Genomic DNA, 15,957 nt, shown 5'->3' with positions numbered 1-15,957 from the left:
ATCAACAACTTTTTTCCAGTCATCAGCTTTTGCAACGTCGAGTTTCACCCCAATTGCTTCGTATCCATCTTTGTTAATTTTATCTGCTACATCTTTAGCTTCGTTGTCTAAAATATCAGCAACAACAACCTTTGCACCTTCTTTTGCAAAGAGTTCAGCTTCAGCTTTTCCCATTCCTCTTGCGGCTCCTGTAATAATAGCGACTTTTCCTTCCAATCTTCCTGCCATACTATGTATCCCTCCTTTATGATGTGAATATTTTCACAATCCATCTAAAATAAAAGAACCAATTTCACTACCATCAAATTGTACCATATGTATTTTTAAAAGAGATATTATTTATGTTAAAATAATAAAAATAAATCTTTGCCACTTCAGGGATAGATAAAATCAATAACCTTCAAAAATTCACATTATAAGGGCGCTAGTTGGGTAGAGTTTTGAAATTATCTTGGTTCGATTTATGAATAGTAAAAAATATTTTATATTTTATTAAATTACCAAATGATTAAAAATGGTATAATCACTCGGATATATTGTTAGTGATTTTTTTAACTTTTATCAGGTGAAAGAAACAGGGTGAAAGGGCGCTATATGTATAATAAAACCTAATTATGCGGGGAGGTAAATAAATGGAAGAACTTCTTGAGAGCAAATTAAAAGACGTGGAAACTTATCTTGATTCAATCGATTTGAACGATAAAACTGAAGAAGAAAGAAGAAGTTTACTAATTGAAGTTTTGCATAAAGTTCAAGAAAATCTAGGATATATTCCCAATGAAGTACAAAAATTAGTGGCCCAAAGATTGAAGGTCTCATCTTCTCAAGTTTATGGTGTTGTAACTTTTTATAACTTTTTCACCACAAAGCCTAAAGGCAAGTATCCTATAAGCGTATGCCTAGGAACAGCTTGCTACGTAGGCGGAGCAAATGAACTCTTAGACGAATTCAAAAAGATTTTAAATGTTGAAGAAGAAGAGGTAACCGAGGATGGATTATTTTCCATTCATCCCGTTAGATGTTTAGGTGCATGTGGTTTGGCACCTGTTGTAAAAATAGGGGAAAAAGTACATGGAAGACTCAAAAGAAACGATGTAAGAAGAATAATTCGAGATTATAGAGCCAAAGAGAAAAATAGTTGATAGGAGGGTTTTTCTATGCCTAAATTAAAGAGTTTAGAGCAATTAGAATCGTTGATAAATGAACTCAAAGAAAAAGAGAATAAAAATAAAATTGTATTAAAAGTTGCTCTAGGAACTTGTGGAATCTCAGCTGGATCCGATGAAACATACGAAGAGCTTCTAAAAAAGATAGAAGAAGAAAACTTAGAAAACATTGAAGTTATTAAGACAGGTTGTTTAGGATACTGCTATGCTGAGCCAACAGTAGAAGTTAATGAACCAGGCAAAGAACCAGTATTGTATGGTAACGTTACGAAAGCGAAAGTAAAAGATCTTGTTAAAACTCATTTAGTAGAGGGAAAAATCGCCGAAGAATTGATAATAGAAGAAACCCATAAAAAAGCAATTTGAGGGAGGTAAAACGATGCCTGAACAAGTAAGAATCGTTTTAAGGAACGCAGGAAATATCGATCCTGAAAATATAGAAGATTATTTAAAAAATAATGGTTATTTAGCCTTAGCAAAAGCTCTTAAATTGAAAAGGGAAGAGGTAGTTCAAACGGTTTTAGATTCAAATTTGAGAGGTAGAGGTGGTGGTGGGTTTCCAACCGGTTTGAAATGGAAATTCGCCATGCAAGCTAAAGGAGACGAAAAATACGTAGTATGTAACGCAGATGAAGGTGATCCGGGAGCATTTATGGATAGATCTGTATTAGAGGGTGACCCTCATTCCGTGTTAGAAGGTATGGCTATAGCTGGATACGCAATTGGTGCCCAGAAAGGGATTATTTACATAAGAGCCGAATATCCTTTGGCTGTTGAAAGACTAAAGGTAGGTATTTCACAAGCTAAAAATTATGGATTGCTTGGAGAAAATATTTTAGGAAGTAATTTTTCTTTTGATATAGATATCAGACTGGGAGCAGGAGCTTTCGTCTGTGGAGAAGAGACCGCTTTGATCCATTCGATAGAAGGTTTTCGTGGGGAGCCTACAAACAAGCCTCCTTTTCCTGCTAATAGTGGTTTATGGAAAAAGCCGACTTTGATAAACAACGTTGAAACACTTGCAAATATAGCGCCTATAATACTCAATGGCGCCGACTGGTTCAAACAATACGGAACAGAAAATTCTCCAGGTACGAAAGTGTTTGCACTTGCAGGGGATGTTAAGAATGTTGGTCTTGTTGAAGTTCCAATGGGTACAACTTTGAGAGATATAATCTTTGATATAGGTGGAGGGATCAAAGGAGATAAAAGGTTCAAAGCGGTTCAAACCGGAGGTCCTTCGGGAGGATGTATTCCTGAAGAATACTTGGATACCCCTATAGATTACGATAGCCTTCAAGAGTTGGGTTCGATGATGGGTTCTGGTGGAATGATTGTTATGGATGAAGATACTTGTATGGTCGATGTTGCAAAATTCTATCTTCAATTTACAGTTGATGAATCCTGCGGTAAGTGTACTACTTGTCGAGTAGGAAACGTACGGCTTTTAGAAATGCTTGAAAAAATAACTTCTGGGAATGCTAAAATGGAAGATCTTGATTACATGGTATCTTTGGCTAATGTGGTAAAAAATGGCTCTTTATGTGGTTTAGGGCAAACCGCCCCAAATCCGATACTCTCTACTTATACGTATTTTGAAGAAGAATATAAAGAACATATATTGGACAGAAACTGTCGAGCTGGAATATGTAAGAATTTGATAAGGTACGAAATAATTCCAGATGATTGTACGGGTTGTACGGCTTGTGCAAGGGTATGTCCAACTGAAGCGATACTAGGAGAATTAAGAAAACCTCATACGATTGAACAAGAAAAGTGTATAAAATGTGGATCTTGCTACTCAACATGTAGATTCAACGCAATAAAAATAGTATAAATTTTTTGGTTAGGAGGGAAATAATAAATGCCTAAAGTATATATAAATGGCAATGAATTTGAGGCTTCCGAAAAGGATACCGTCTTAACGGCTGTTCAAAAATTTGGAGGCTATATACCAACACTTTGTTATATGAACTTAAAGGATGTCAATATAGAAAATAAGCCTTCTTCATGTCGAGTCTGTATGGTTGAAATAGAGGGAAGAAGAACTTTGGCTCCTGCTTGTACAACACCAGTGTTTGAAGGAATTAAAATAAAGACACATTCGAGAATGGCGGTAGAAGCTCGAAGAACAGCTGTTCAATTGTTGCTATCCGATCATCCACAAGATTGTCTAAAATGTCCAAAAAATGGTGATTGCGAACTACAAAAAATTGCTGCTGAACTGCACGTTGTGAACAATCCTTACTTTGGGAAGACATCTAATTACGATCAAGATATCTCTGCAGCAATAATTAGGGATCCTAACAAATGTATTATGTGCAGAAGATGCGAAACCATGTGTAACGATTTTCAAACGGTTGGTGTTCTCTCAGCAATAGACAGAGGTTTTGGCGCCGTTGTCAAACCTTCTTTTGACTTGCCTTTAGAAGAAACAACCTGTACATTCTGTGGACAATGCGCGGCTGTCTGTCCTACCGGTGCGTTAGTTGAGAGATCTTACATAGATGAAGTATGGAAAGAATTGGAGAATGAAGAGAAACATGTTGTAGTTCAAACCGCTCCTGCAGTGAGAGTAGCCTTAGCGGAAGAATTCGGTTACGAACCTGGAACTATTTCTACTGGGAAGATGGTTGGTGTTTTAAAACTAATGGGTTTTGATAAGGTCTTCGATACCAATTTTGGAGCAGATTTAACAATAATGGAGGAAGCCACTGAGTTCAAAGAAAGGTTAGAAAATGGAGGTTTTTTACCTATGTTGACCTCTTGTTGTCCTGGATGGGTTAAATTTATCGAACATCAATTCCCTGATTTGCTTGAGATGCCTTCTTCTGCCAAGTCCCCTCAACAGATGTTTGGGGCAATAGCAAAAAGTTATTATGCACAAAAAAATAATGTTGATCCAAAAAATATAACCGTTGTATCTATAATGCCTTGTTTGGCAAAAAAATATGAAGCAGCTCGAGAAGAAATAAATACTTCGCCTGAATACAGGGATGTTGATTATGTATTGACTACCAGGGAACTGGCAAAAATGATCAAAGAAGCAGGAATTAATTTCAAAGCTGTCCCAGAAAGGGAGTACGACAGCCCTTTAGGAGAATCCACAGGCGCTGCGGCTATCTTTGGAAGAACAGGTGGAGTTGCAGAGGCGGCTTTAAGAACTGCTTATGAATGGATTACTGGAAACGAGTTAAAAGCAGTTGAATTTGAACAGCTTCACGGGTATGAATCTATAAGAGTTGCGGAAGTAGAATTAAATGGGAAAAAATTAAGAGTGGGAGTTGCTTATGGCTTGGGTAATGCACGAAAGCTTTTAGAAGATGTTCAATCTGGTAAGATAGAATTGCATTTAATCGAAATTATGGCTTGTCCAGGCGGATGTGTTGGAGGCGGTGGCCAACCATACCATCATGGTGATCTCAACGTTATTAAAAAGAGAATAGATGCTTTGAATGTTGTTGACAAATCAAAGATAATTCGAAAGTCCCATGAAAACCCATCAATTGTTAGACTATACAACGAATATTTGGAAAAACCTGGAAGCGAAAAATCACATCAATTATTGCATACGCATTATATGGAAAGAGAATGGCTTTAAAAAAACTAAAGGCGGAGAAAATCCGCCTTTTCTTTAAATTAAATCCACACTTTAAAGGTTTTTATTTCGTAAGGAGTTATATTGAATACGATTTTATTATCTTTAAAGGCAAGTTCTTTTTCCTCTTGTTCAATTAAATTACATTCAACCGCTTTTTTTATACTTCTAAAAAATTCTATTTCCACTTCACTTTTTCTGCTTCCTTTATCTTCAAAAAGTCTAACAAGTACAGAGTCATCATCTTCTGCTTTTTTAATGGTTTCAATTACCACATCGGGATCGCTAATCTTTATAAAAGAAAAATTATCAGGAAGACTTCCGTCTTCGTTTTTTTCTAGCTTTTTAACTATGACAGGGTAGTTCAATTTGTATGATTCTTGTATTACTTGTGAATCTCTCCATGTTCCAGCGTGTGGTAAAAGAGAGTAAATGAATATATGTTCTGTTCTATCAGCGGTTTCATCGGGTTCGATTGGTGATCTGAGAAGAGTGAGTCTCATAACGTTTTCTTTTATATCGTATCCATGTTTACAATCGTTTAATAGTGAAACTCCGTAATTTGTTTCTGAAAGATCCGCCCACTTCTGTGCAGGGACTTCAAACTTTGCTATATCCCAACTGGTGTTGTTGGTCGTACTTCTTTCTATGTTCCCAAATTGTATGTTGTAGGTGGCTTTTGTGCTCCTTATATTAACAGGAAAAGCTGTTTTTAGTAAAACTTGTCTTTCTTTCCAATCAACGTGCGTATCAAAATCGATCCTTCTTGTGTGGTTGTATACGATGACTCTTTGTTTGATAGTTGAGTCATAAAACCTCCACGAGAATTTTAAAACGCCCTTTAAAGGATTTACTTCCTCCACTTTTGCTTCGATTAAATCTGTAACTTCTTTCATCTTTTCGTTGAAATAAGGGGAAATGTCCCATGCATCAAAAAAGTAAGGTTTATCTTCGAAGGCTTGTAGTACATTTCCCAATTTTCCTTCTTCCAATACTTCCCTTTTATTTTCTTTATCGTATAACCTCATAATCTGCCCTTTTTTGTTGAATTCAATTATATAGTATCTGTTTTCAATGTAATCTTCTTTTACAATCATTTTTTCATCAATTTGCTTCTGCTCCAAATTAGATACCGTAATACTTTTATAGCCAAAAGAGGGGATTCCTCTAACCAACGTTTTTTTACCGTTTTCTAGCTCTAAAATCTCGTCCCTTTCGAAGGCGGTGGTGTTGAATAGTACTAAACTGTCTTCTTCGCTTTTTATTTCCTTTGAAATCACAGAAATAGCTCTTTCAACCTCTTTGTTGGCTATCCCTTTTATCTTTTCAAAATCCTTTCTTGCGTCTTCATAAACTTCTCTTATTGAGGAACCTGGTAAAATATCGTGGAATTGGTTTAATAATAACAGTTCCCAACCTTCGATCAACGAATTTTTAGGATAGTCAAAATCTTTTAATAAATTCATGGCCATAGAATTTAATAACTCTGCGTTATGGTACAATACTTCTGATTTTCTGTTTTCCCTTTTCACAAAAGCTTGTGAAGTATAAGTACCTCGATGTAATTCGAAGTACAGCTCATCATCCCAAACTGGGACATTTTTATCTCTTATTCTTTCTTCCAATTTCGCAAAATAGTCTTCTACTCTTCCCATATCCACTTGGGGTAAACCTGGGATTTCTTTTATTGCTTCATAATTTTCTAACATTTCATATGTTGGGCCTCCTCCCCCATCTCCCCAACCGAAGACAAGAAGTAATTCATCGTTTATATCTTTTTGTTTGTAGTTATCCCATATCCCCCTTATCGTGAAAGGTTCCACCATGCCGTTGTAGGTATAAAAATAATTGTTCTTATCTGGAGTCGTAATAAAATGGGAAAGGATTTTTGTCCCATCGATGCCTTTCCACCAAAAAGTATCGTACGGGAATTTGTTGATCTCATTCCAGCTTATTTTGGTTGTAGCGAAGTACTTCATTCCACTTTTCTTTATTATCTGAGGAAGGGCGTATGTGTAACCGAATGCGTCCGGCAACCATACAACTTTAGAATCAATTCCAAACTCTTCTTTTAAGAACCTTTTCCCAAATAGTATCTGTCTTATCAAAAACTCACCTGGAGAAATATTGGAATCAGATTCTATCCACATACCACCAGTTGCTTCCCATCTACCTTCTTTAATTTTTCCCTTTACTTTTTCATACAACTCAGGGTAATCATTTTTTAGGAACTTGTACAATGCCGGAGAAGAGTGCATAAATATATATTCTGGATACTCTTGCATTAGATTGAGAACCGTCGAAAAGGTTCTTTGTGCTTTTTCTCTTGTGTGTAAAACTGTCCAAAGCCATGCCATATCTATATGAGAATGGCCTGTCAAAACAACTTTTGGAGAATCCATTTTAAAATTGTTCAGTTTTTTCAATTCTTCTTGCAAAAAATTATAACTGTCTTTTATTGATTCATAATATTCTTTGGATCGAGGTTTTGTAAAATTTATTCTTTTGTAAGACTTGTTTAAAATATTGAGCAATTTTACTCTCACAATATCATTTTCACCGAGTTGATCGATTGTGTCAAGAATATTCTTTGCTAGGAAATAGTACTTTTGTGAATATTTTTCTATTTTGTAAAGTTCCAAACCTGAAAAAATATAATTTAATTCCCCTCTCAAGCCAGTCCATGACCTTAAGTATATGCTCAATGCATATCCTTGTACAATCTTTGGAGATATTAGGGCCTCTTTATGGTATTTGTCTATGCCTTGAACGAATTGACCATTTACAAAGAGTAAAGATTCAGGATAGTCAGGAATAACGTCTAAATCACCATCTTTTTCCAAAGAAACCCTCAAAAAAAGCCTTTCTTCACCAATATTCTCAGGTAACTCAATATTTTTTTTAAACCAAAATACCTTATCGTATCCTCCCCACTTTTCCTCATTTTCTATATTTTTCCAGTCTATTGAACCGTTGAATTCAGGCTTAAATCTTCTTTCTTTGTCTTCAAAGTATTCCATTTGTGGAATTTCGAGAATACTAAGCGTTTGTAATTTTTTAACTTCTCTTAATCCATTTTCTAACTTTTTTTTGGTTATGTTTTCTAACATGTTTTGTTTTGACCTCCCAGATAGCGTTTCAATTAATGATAACACAACTTACTAGAGAAAATAGTAAAAAACAAGAAAAGAACTTTGAAAGTATCTATCGCTTAATAAAACTTTATACTTCCTTATATTTCACAAATAAAAATAAAGTACTATTGAAGTACAAAAACTTGTTAAGTATAGTGTTTAAATAGTTTCAAAAATTTATTGGAGGTGAGTTTTGTGAAAAGGTTGGTTATGTTTGTATTTATGGTTTCTTTGTTAGGTGTTTTGTCTTTTCCTGTTACCATAGAATTTTGGCATGCGATGAGTGGAGACAGGATAGCTTTGATCGAAGATATTGTGAGTGATTTTGAAGAGGCTTATCCAGACATAAATGTAAATGCGCAATATTCAGGAAGTTATCCTGAAACGTTGAATAAGCTTGTTGCAGCGGTACAATCTGGGAACGCACCACACATAGTTCAGATTTACGAAATAGGTACAAGACTGATGATAGACAGCGGAGTTATCGTTCCTGTGCAAGATTTACTTGATCAAGACGATTCTTATGATGTAGGTGTTTTGTTGGAACCAATATTAAATTACTACAAAGTTGATGGAAAGTTGTACTCTATGCCTTTCAATTCATCTACCGCTTTGTTGTATTACAACAAAACACTCTTTGAAGAGGCAGGCTTAGACCCAAATAGACCTCCTCAAACCTACGAAGAACTGTTAGAATACTCCAGAATTTTAACAAAGAAAGACTCAAATGGAACTACTGTTCAATACGGTTTAACTTGGCCCACCCATTCATGGATAATTGAACAACTTATGGCTGCCGCTGATGCACCACTTGTTAACAACGATAACGGAAGAACCGCCAGAGCAACAGAGGCTGTTTTCAATAGTGAAGCAGGTTTAAAAATATTTGAACTGTTTGATCAGTTGAACGAAGAAGGTTTAATTCTTAACACAGCTAGGGAAGATTGGAACGCTGCTGGACAAAATTTTGTCTCAGGCAGAGCAGCTATGAATTTCTTTTCCACATCTGATGTAAAGGTTTTTCAAGAAGGGTTAGAAAGTAATGGCTACGAGTTAGGTACAGCCTTTTTGCCTGTTCCGGATATAAGTGTCAGTGGAGGTCCAGTTATTGGTGGAGCAAGCTTATGGTTGATAGCCGGACACCCAGATGAAGAAACAAAAGCTGCCTGGGAATTTATGAAGTTTGTCAATCGTGAAGATCAACAAATAAGATGGCACCAAGGTACAGGGTATTTCCCAGTAAGAAAAGATGCCATTCAAAGGTTGCACTATGAAGAGTTTTATGCCGAGAACCCAAATTACTTCACTTCGTTGTTACAACTATTGTTAGCTAAAAGAGATTTCAACTCAGCTGGAGCGATTATTGGAGTATTCCCTGAAACCCGAGAGACTATAGAAATAGCATATGAGAGAATGGTTGATGGGCAAATGACACCTGAAGAGGCATTGAGTTGGGCTGAAAACCAAGTGACAGAATTAATCCAAGAATATAACGAATTCTATCAATAACCTATCAATAACCACTCTAAGATAATTCTATAATTTCAAATGTTATTAATCCAAGGAAGAATTTTCTTCCTTGGATTTTAGGAGGAAATAAAATATGAAGTGGGGAAAATACACACCTTATCTTTTGCTTGCACCTACACTAATAATTATTGCCCTTTTTATATATTGGCCAGCAATTAACTCCTTTCTAATGAGTTTTTACAAAATATCACCTTTTGGCGATAAGAGGATATTTGCTGGTGTTGACAACTACATTAAGCTTTTTGAAAATGAGGCATATTGGGAAGCTTTAAAGGTTACATTTATATATATAGTTACAACGGTAATAATAGTCGTTATTTTAGGTTACCTTATTGCACAATTACTAGATAATAAGGTCTTTGGGGTAAGAATTTATAGAACTTTAATTTTTGTTCCTTATGTTATTTCCTTTACAATCGGAGGAGCATTGTGGACCTTTATGTTGAACCCAGTAGCAGGGCATGTGAATTATATTTTGTCAAGAATTACAGGAGAAAGTATTAATTGGTTAAATCAAGTGCCATATGCCTTAATTTCAATTATAGTTTCCAGTGTTTGGAAGATGCTGCCTTTTTCGATTATATTTTATCTTGCGGGGTTACAGTCCATATCGGAATCAATAATAGAGAGTTCTCTTATTGATGGAGCGAACGTGTGGCAAAGGATGTGGAAAATAAAATTTCCTATGCTTTCTCCCATTACATTTTACTTAGTTATCATGAATATTACCAATGGAATGTTTCAATCTTTTGGGATCATTGACATTATGACAAGAGGAGGCCCTTTAGGAAGCACCACAACCTTAATTTACAAACTATATCAAGACGCGTTCTTTTTCCAAAAAACAAGTTTAGCAGCTGCAGAAAGTGTTGTTCTATTTATTATTATGTCATTTATCACCTTTCTTTATTTCAGATTCGGTGAGAAAAGGGTTCATTATCAATGAAGGGAGTCAAGCAATAATGAGGAAATCTACCAGAGAAAAAGCGAATTATATTTTTGTGGAATTAGGGTTAATAATTGTATCATTTTTCATGTTTTTACCTTTTATACTGGCAATTTCCATGAGTTTTATGGAACCAACGGAGATTTTTTCTTATCCACCTAAGTTTTTTCCTTCAAGTATCAATTTTAAAAATTACATAGCGGCGATGGACCTCGTTCCAATGGGCAGAATGATGTTTAATTCTTTGCTTGTGGCATCATTTACAACATTAGGAAAGTTAATAACAGGAACATTGGCTGCTTATGCCTTTTCTTCTTTTCGATTTAAAGGAAAGAACATATTGTTTTCCACCCTCTTTGTAACTTTATTTTTGCCTGCTGAAACTGTAATGATTTTACCTTTGTTTATGCTGATGTCAAATCTTGGTTGGGTTAACACTTACTGGGCATTGATAATACCTTTTACCGCGTCTGCCACCAACACCTTTCTATTTAGGCAACATTTTATGACAATCCCTCGCTCTTTAGAGGATGCAGCAAAAATAGATGGTGCTTCAGCTATGCAATATTTTTTCAAGGTGCTTATACCCTTATCTGGACCAATGATCGCTGGAGCGGCTATTATTAATTTTGTTTATGCATGGAATATGTATCTTTGGCCTTTGATAGTTACCATGCAAGACAACATGAGGACGGTGCAGGTTGGTGTGAAAATGATGATCTCAGGAGAGTCCAGTAATAATTGGGGTGTAATAATGGCAGGGACATTGTTGGTTGCTTTACCTACCCTCATAATATTTTTTCTACTTCAAGATTTGTTTGTAAAAAGTCTGGTAAATAGCGGGCTTAAGGAATAAAGTAGATTTTAAAAAATTAAATAATTAATTAACCAACAAAACCCCAAAAGGGGTTTTTTGGTCTTATTTTCTTGTTTAGTTAATTTTATGATAAAATTTAAAAAGAATTAAAGGAATTTAAGGATTTTAATCGGTTTTCTTGAATCAGTTGGTCAAATATAGTAAATTATATAGTGATTGATATAGTTATTCAAAGTAAAGGAGATCTACTGTTGTGGAAGAAGTTAAAATACTATTCATAGTTAATCCTGCGGCAGGTGGTGGTAAAGCCCTAAAAGTATGGACAAAAAATATCTATCCTATTTTGGAAAAGAAAAAGATAGAATTTGATTATCTATTCACCAAAAAACCTTACGATGGTTTTAATTTGGCACTGGAAGGGATCAAAAAAGGGTATAAAAAAATAGTTTCTGTGGGTGGAGATGGAACGGTAAACGAAATTGTTAACGCAATAATGTTGCAGGATATTATCGATCCAATCGAAATATCAGTTGGTTCTATCGGATCTGGCTCTGGTAACGATTGGGGAAAAAGCGTCGGTATACCTACTAATTTTGAAGAGGCGGTAATTAATTTACAGAAAGACAATTTTATATTACAAGATGTTGGTAAGGTTAGTTATATTCAAAAAGGTGTTGAAAAAACAAGATATTTTGTGAATGTTGCAGGAATGGGGTTTGACGCAGAAGTCACCTATAGGGCAAATAAAAGTAAAAAAAGATTGTTTGGCAAGCTTTCCTATTCTTTGATTTTGTTCAGCGTTTTATTCTCATTCGAGGATCCCTATGTTGAAATCAAAATTGATGGAAAAAAGGTGTATGAGAATCAGGCTTTAACCTTGAATGTTGGGATTTGTAGATACAGTGGAGGAGGAATGATGTTAACACCTAAGGCAAAATACGACGATGGACTTTTCGATATAACTGTGGTTGATAAGATATCTGTTGGTACAATTTTAGCAAATCTAAGAAAAATATATGATGGCTCATTTATAAATCATCAAGCTGTGAAAACCTTTAGAGGAAAATCTATAGAAATTACGTCCAAAGAAAAGCTGTATTTAGAGGCAGATGGTGAATCTTTAGGCCACTCTCCTTTGTATTTTGAAATTTTCCCGCAAAGACTAAAGGTTTTAAGTGGTTGATCAATAGAGCATTGATTAGTCTGCTGCAAAAAAATATGAAAATAATAGAAAAAAATTTAATGGAGGAGGTAGATTTCGAGGTATGAAATATATAAATTTAGGGGCTAGCGGTTTAAAAGTTTCTGAGGTATCTCTGGGAACTATGACGTTTGGAAGGGAAGCAAACGAAGAAGAATCTGTTAAGATTTTAAATTATTATTTAAAAAATGGAGGAAATTTCATAGACACTGCAAATGTATATGCAGAGGGAAGATCGGAGGAAATACTTGGGCGAGCGCTTAAAGGAATCAGGGATGAAATTGTTCTAGCAACAAAAGCTTTCTTCCCAACTAGTGAAGGTCCTAATAACAGAGGAGCTTCAAGGGAAAATATATTAAAAGCTGTTGAAGATAGTATGAAAAGGCTCCAAACAAACTATATAGACCTTTATCAAATACATTGTTGGGATGATTTCACACCGATCGAAGAAACAATGTCTGCTTTGGACTATCTAGTAAAAAAAGGATATGTTAGATATATAGGCATATCTAATTATTCAGGATGGCAAATAGAAAAAGCTCTTAGAACGTCCGAAGTTTACGGATATGAGAAAATAATTTCTGTGCAGATGCAATATAGCTTAGTTGTCAGAGATATCGAGATGGAAGTTGTACCGGTTTGCCAATCAGAGGGGTTAAGTATAATGGCTTGGGGGCCTTTAGGAGGGGGCTTCTTGAGTGGAAAATACAAAGCCGGAGAAAAACCAAAAGAAGGAAGGATCGCTAAAGCCAGCAATGATTGGGAAGAAGCTTGGAATAAAAGAGCAACAGAAAAAAACTTTAAAATACTGGGTAAGTTAGAGGAAATATCTAAAAATCGTAACAAAACAGTTCCTCAAGTGGCATTAAATTGGATTATTTCACAAAATATCATTCCTATCCTCGGGGCAAGGACTTTAGAACAAATAAAAGATAATATGGGAGCTGCAGGTTGGAATTTAACTCAACAAGAGTTAAACGAACTGAATGAAGTTAGCAAGTTGGAAGAAAAATATCCATATAGATTTATAAGATCTGCAAATGAAAGATAGATTAAGAGTTTTAATGATATAAGCAAGAGCCACAAGGGCTCCTGCTTTTTGACAAATTATTCCTGTCTTACCAATTTTGGAGGATAACCTATTTCATTCAATAAGTTTTCTATTTTTTCTGGTTCTTGAAATGTTTCAACTTCTACTTTTTTGTTTTCTAAATCAACGTTGAAATTTTGCACAATGCCCGAAGACTTCAATTGCTTTTCTATGTTCATCTTGCAATGTTCACAAGACATATCTGGAACATCAAATACGTATTTCATTGTTTAACCTCCTAAAGTTTTTTTGTAATCCGACTTGAATTGTAAATTACGTTTATGGAACTAAATAACATGGCAATCTCTGCTATGGCTGGGTGAAGGATTCCAATCATTGCCAAAGGTATTGCAATAATATTGTAGAAGAAAGCCCAGAATAAGTTTTGCTTGATTTTTTTAAAGGTTATTTCAGATATCTTTATTGCATCTATAACTTTTGAAATTTCGCCCTGACTTATTATTACATCCGCTGATTCTATTGCCAAATCTGTCCCGTTACCTATTGCAATACCCATATCAGATGATTTTAATGCTGCAGCATCGTTTATTCCATCGCCTATCATTCCGACCTTTTTCCCTTCTATCTGATATTTTCTGACTATTTCTACTTTATTTTGAGGCGATATATTTGCAAATACCCTATCAATTCCAACCTTTTTAGCAACAGCTCTGGCAGTGTTTTCGTTGTCACCTGTTACCATTATGGGTTCCATTCCCATTTCTTTTAATTTTTTTATAGCTTCTACGGCATCGCTTTTAATCGCATCAGCGATTCTTATGTAGCCAACAATTTTTTCATTTTTGCTTACTTCTATTACCGTCTCTGCGTTTTCCATAAATTCTTGGTAGGGTTTTGCATCACGTGGTTTACCTATATAGTATTCATTGTTTTTGTATGTCCCAACGATTCCTTTGCCTGTTATTTCCTCTATTCCTTCGATTTCGACGTTCTGATTTTTAATATGTTCTTGTGCATATTCGACTATCGCCTTAGCCAATGGGTGAGTAGAATTTTTCTCTATTTCTGAAATGATCAAAAATGTTTCATCATCTAAATTATGTTCAATAACTGAAGGTTGACCTTTAGTTAAGGTTCCAGTTTTGTCCATGAGAATTGTATCTATATCTTTAGCTGTTTGGATGGCTTCTCCATTTTTTATTATCAATCCTTTTTTGGCAGATACAGAACTTGCAGCCACAAGGGCCATAGGTGTTGCTAAGCCAAGTGCACATGGACACGCTATAACAAGAGTGGCAACAAACGAAAAAATTGCGGTAGATAGTGGTCCAGCTCCTGTAAGAACCCAAGGAATGACATTTGAAGCGTTAATCAAAAAAGGTTGGAATGTTTCATATTGGAAAAACCAAAGCATGCCGCTTAAGACAGCTAAAGAAAAAACCGTCGGTATAAAATACAAGGTTATTCTGTCAGCCAGAGCTTGAATAGGTACTTTAGAGGATTGAGCTTCTTCTACAAGTTTGATCATTTGATTTAGGAATGTGTCTTCTCCAACTTTTTCCACTTTTATTTTTAAAAGCCCTGATTCGACTATCGTTCCACTCACTACAGGATCCTTCTCGCCTTTTAATACAGGTAGTGGTTCACCGCTTATCATAGATTCGTTTATGGAAGCTTGTCCTTCTACGATAGTACCATCTAAAGGGATTTTTTCACCTTGCCTCACCAGTATTAAGTCACCTATTTTGACTGTCTCTATGGGTAATTCAACCACTCCCTGATCAGTAATTACATTCGCTTTGTCAACTTTCATCGAAAGAAGAAGCTTTATTTCTCTTGAAGCACTATGTTTCATCCTTGCTTCAATGTATCTACCTACCAGATTCAGGGTAATAAGCATAGATGCAATAGTTCCAAAAGAAAGGATATCTAAACCAATAATTGCTAAAACTGTAGTCGCCCAAGCGGAAATAGCTCCAAGGGAAACTAATGTATCCATATTGGTATGAAGATGAGATAAAGCTATCCAAGCACTTTTTAAAGTTTTTCTACCTGGTATGAAGATTGTTGCTGCACCACCGATTAATTCAATGAATAGCATAAAAGGAATATGCAACCCGCTCATATTTAAGATCATAAGAATCATAAGAGGAATCGTGATACCTACTGAAATATACATATCTTTTCGAGATTCTTTGAATCTCTTTTCTATCAAATCCTCGGTAGGTATTTCTTCAGAAACTTTGTATCCAACGTCTGATACAGCCTTTTTGATTTTATTCATTGGAATAGCTTCTTGTGATATTAATACAGCTTTTTCTGTGGCTAAATTGACAGAGACATATTTTACCCCATCTAATTTTTTAAGTGCCCTTTCTACATTTTTTACACATGTAGCGCAGGTCATCCCCTGAACACTGAAAGATACTTTATTATTTTGGGCAAATTTTTCTTGAGAATTTGATGGTTCTAACGATTTTTCTTTGACTTCACTCATATAGTGCACCACCTTTT

Annotated in this window: 13 protein-coding genes; 9 read left to right on the top strand and 4 right to left on the bottom strand. The window is 35.3% G+C overall.

What is annotated here, in order from left to right; genetic code table 11:
- Positions 1 to 228: SDR family NAD(P)-dependent oxidoreductase (locus X928_RS07365; RefSeq protein ID WP_146026649.1), on the bottom strand; the 228-nt coding region annotated here is incomplete at its 3' end.
- A 404-nt stretch (positions 229 to 632) separates the two neighbouring features.
- Here X928_RS07365 and X928_RS07360 point away from each other — a divergent pair.
- Genes X928_RS07360 through X928_RS07345 form a run of 4 tightly spaced genes read left to right on the top strand, consistent with a single transcriptional unit; the run spans position 633 to position 4,767 of the window.
- Positions 633 to 1,142: an NADH-quinone oxidoreductase subunit NuoE family protein gene (locus tag X928_RS07360; RefSeq protein WP_103079158.1), complete on the top strand. Its 510-nt coding sequence runs from the start codon at positions 633 to 635 to the stop codon at positions 1,140 to 1,142.
- Positions 1,143 to 1,157: 15 nt separating this feature from the next.
- Positions 1,158 to 1,532 (top strand): (2Fe-2S) ferredoxin domain-containing protein, encoded by a 375-nt coding sequence (locus X928_RS10440; RefSeq protein ID WP_103079157.1) that lies wholly within the window; start codon positions 1,158 to 1,160, stop codon positions 1,530 to 1,532.
- 13 nt (positions 1,533 to 1,545) lie between these two features.
- Complete coding sequence (locus X928_RS07350) at positions 1,546 to 3,003, top strand: NADH-ubiquinone oxidoreductase-F iron-sulfur binding region domain-containing protein (protein ID WP_103079156.1); 1,458 nt, start codon at positions 1,546 to 1,548, stop codon at positions 3,001 to 3,003.
- Between the two features lie 27 nt (positions 3,004 to 3,030).
- Positions 3,031 to 4,767, top strand: coding sequence for an NADH-dependent [FeFe] hydrogenase, group A6 (locus X928_RS07345; RefSeq protein ID WP_103079155.1), 1,737 nt, complete (start codon positions 3,031 to 3,033; stop codon positions 4,765 to 4,767).
- Positions 4,768 to 4,805: 38 nt separating this feature from the next.
- On the opposite strand, the gene X928_RS07340 is transcribed toward X928_RS07345, so the two are convergent.
- Positions 4,806 to 7,874 (bottom strand): alpha-mannosidase, encoded by a 3,069-nt coding sequence (locus X928_RS07340; RefSeq protein ID WP_103079154.1) that lies wholly within the window; start codon positions 7,872 to 7,874, stop codon positions 4,806 to 4,808.
- A 219-nt stretch (positions 7,875 to 8,093) separates the two neighbouring features.
- Here X928_RS07340 and X928_RS07335 point away from each other — a divergent pair, with 219 nt between their 5' ends.
- From X928_RS07335 to X928_RS07315, 5 genes are all read left to right on the top strand, one after another.
- The gene (locus X928_RS07335) at positions 8,094 to 9,407 is read left to right on the top strand and encodes an ABC transporter substrate-binding protein (protein ID WP_103079153.1); all 1,314 of its coding nucleotides are present in this window, start codon (positions 8,094 to 8,096) and stop codon (positions 9,405 to 9,407) included.
- Positions 9,408 to 9,501: 94 nt separating this feature from the next.
- Positions 9,502 to 10,374, top strand: coding sequence for a carbohydrate ABC transporter permease (locus X928_RS07330; protein WP_103079152.1), 873 nt, complete (start codon positions 9,502 to 9,504; stop codon positions 10,372 to 10,374).
- Between the two features lie 16 nt (positions 10,375 to 10,390).
- Positions 10,391 to 11,230 (top strand): carbohydrate ABC transporter permease, encoded by an 840-nt coding sequence (locus tag X928_RS07325; protein WP_103079151.1) that lies wholly within the window; start codon positions 10,391 to 10,393, stop codon positions 11,228 to 11,230.
- 214 nt (positions 11,231 to 11,444) lie between these two features.
- Positions 11,445 to 12,374, top strand: coding sequence for a diacylglycerol/lipid kinase family protein (locus X928_RS07320; RefSeq protein WP_103079150.1), 930 nt, complete (start codon positions 11,445 to 11,447; stop codon positions 12,372 to 12,374).
- Positions 12,375 to 12,456: 82 nt separating this feature from the next.
- Complete coding sequence (locus X928_RS07315) at positions 12,457 to 13,443, top strand: aldo/keto reductase (protein WP_103079149.1); 987 nt, start codon at positions 12,457 to 12,459, stop codon at positions 13,441 to 13,443.
- Positions 13,444 to 13,499: 56 nt separating this feature from the next.
- Here the strand turns inward: X928_RS07315 and X928_RS07310 are convergent, their stop codons facing one another.
- A complete protein-coding gene (locus X928_RS07310; protein WP_103079148.1) occupies positions 13,500 to 13,709 on the bottom strand; it encodes a heavy-metal-associated domain-containing protein in 210 nt (69 codons plus the stop codon).
- A gap of 11 nt (positions 13,710 to 13,720) precedes the next feature.
- On the bottom strand, positions 13,721 to 15,940 hold the full coding sequence (locus X928_RS07305; protein ID WP_103079147.1) for a heavy metal translocating P-type ATPase: 2,220 nt from the start codon (positions 15,938 to 15,940) through the stop codon (positions 13,721 to 13,723).
- Between the last annotated feature and the right edge of the window lie 17 nt (positions 15,941 to 15,957).

Source organism: Petrotoga miotherma DSM 10691 (genome assembly GCF_002895605.1).
Classification (GTDB): domain Bacteria; phylum Thermotogota; class Thermotogae; order Petrotogales; family Petrotogaceae; genus Petrotoga; species Petrotoga miotherma.
This window is presented reverse-complemented; position numbering and strand designations above follow the sequence as displayed.

What these genes read in the sequence shown, in the direction of transcription:
- X928_RS07330 (WP_103079152.1), top strand. Translation starts at nt 9,502, where the DNA reads ATGAAGTGGGGAAAATACACACCTTATCTTTTGCTTGCACCTACACTA.
- X928_RS07340 (WP_103079154.1), bottom strand. Translation starts at nt 7,874, where the DNA reads ATGTTAGAAAACATAACCAAAAAAAAGTTAGAAAATGGATTAAGAGAA.
- X928_RS07345 (WP_103079155.1), top strand. Translation starts at nt 3,031, where the DNA reads ATGCCTAAAGTATATATAAATGGCAATGAATTTGAGGCTTCCGAAAAG.
- X928_RS10440 (WP_103079157.1), top strand. Translation starts at nt 1,158, where the DNA reads ATGCCTAAATTAAAGAGTTTAGAGCAATTAGAATCGTTGATAAATGAA.
- X928_RS07310 (WP_103079148.1), bottom strand. Translation starts at nt 13,709, where the DNA reads ATGAAATACGTATTTGATGTTCCAGATATGTCTTGTGAACATTGCAAG.
- X928_RS07360 (WP_103079158.1), top strand. Translation starts at nt 633, where the DNA reads ATGGAAGAACTTCTTGAGAGCAAATTAAAAGACGTGGAAACTTATCTT.
- X928_RS07315 (WP_103079149.1), top strand. Translation starts at nt 12,457, where the DNA reads ATGAAATATATAAATTTAGGGGCTAGCGGTTTAAAAGTTTCTGAGGTA.
- X928_RS07350 (WP_103079156.1), top strand. Translation starts at nt 1,546, where the DNA reads ATGCCTGAACAAGTAAGAATCGTTTTAAGGAACGCAGGAAATATCGAT.
- X928_RS07305 (WP_103079147.1), bottom strand. Translation starts at nt 15,940, where the DNA reads ATGAGTGAAGTCAAAGAAAAATCGTTAGAACCATCAAATTCTCAAGAA.
- X928_RS07325 (WP_103079151.1), top strand. Translation starts at nt 10,391, where the DNA reads ATGAGGAAATCTACCAGAGAAAAAGCGAATTATATTTTTGTGGAATTA.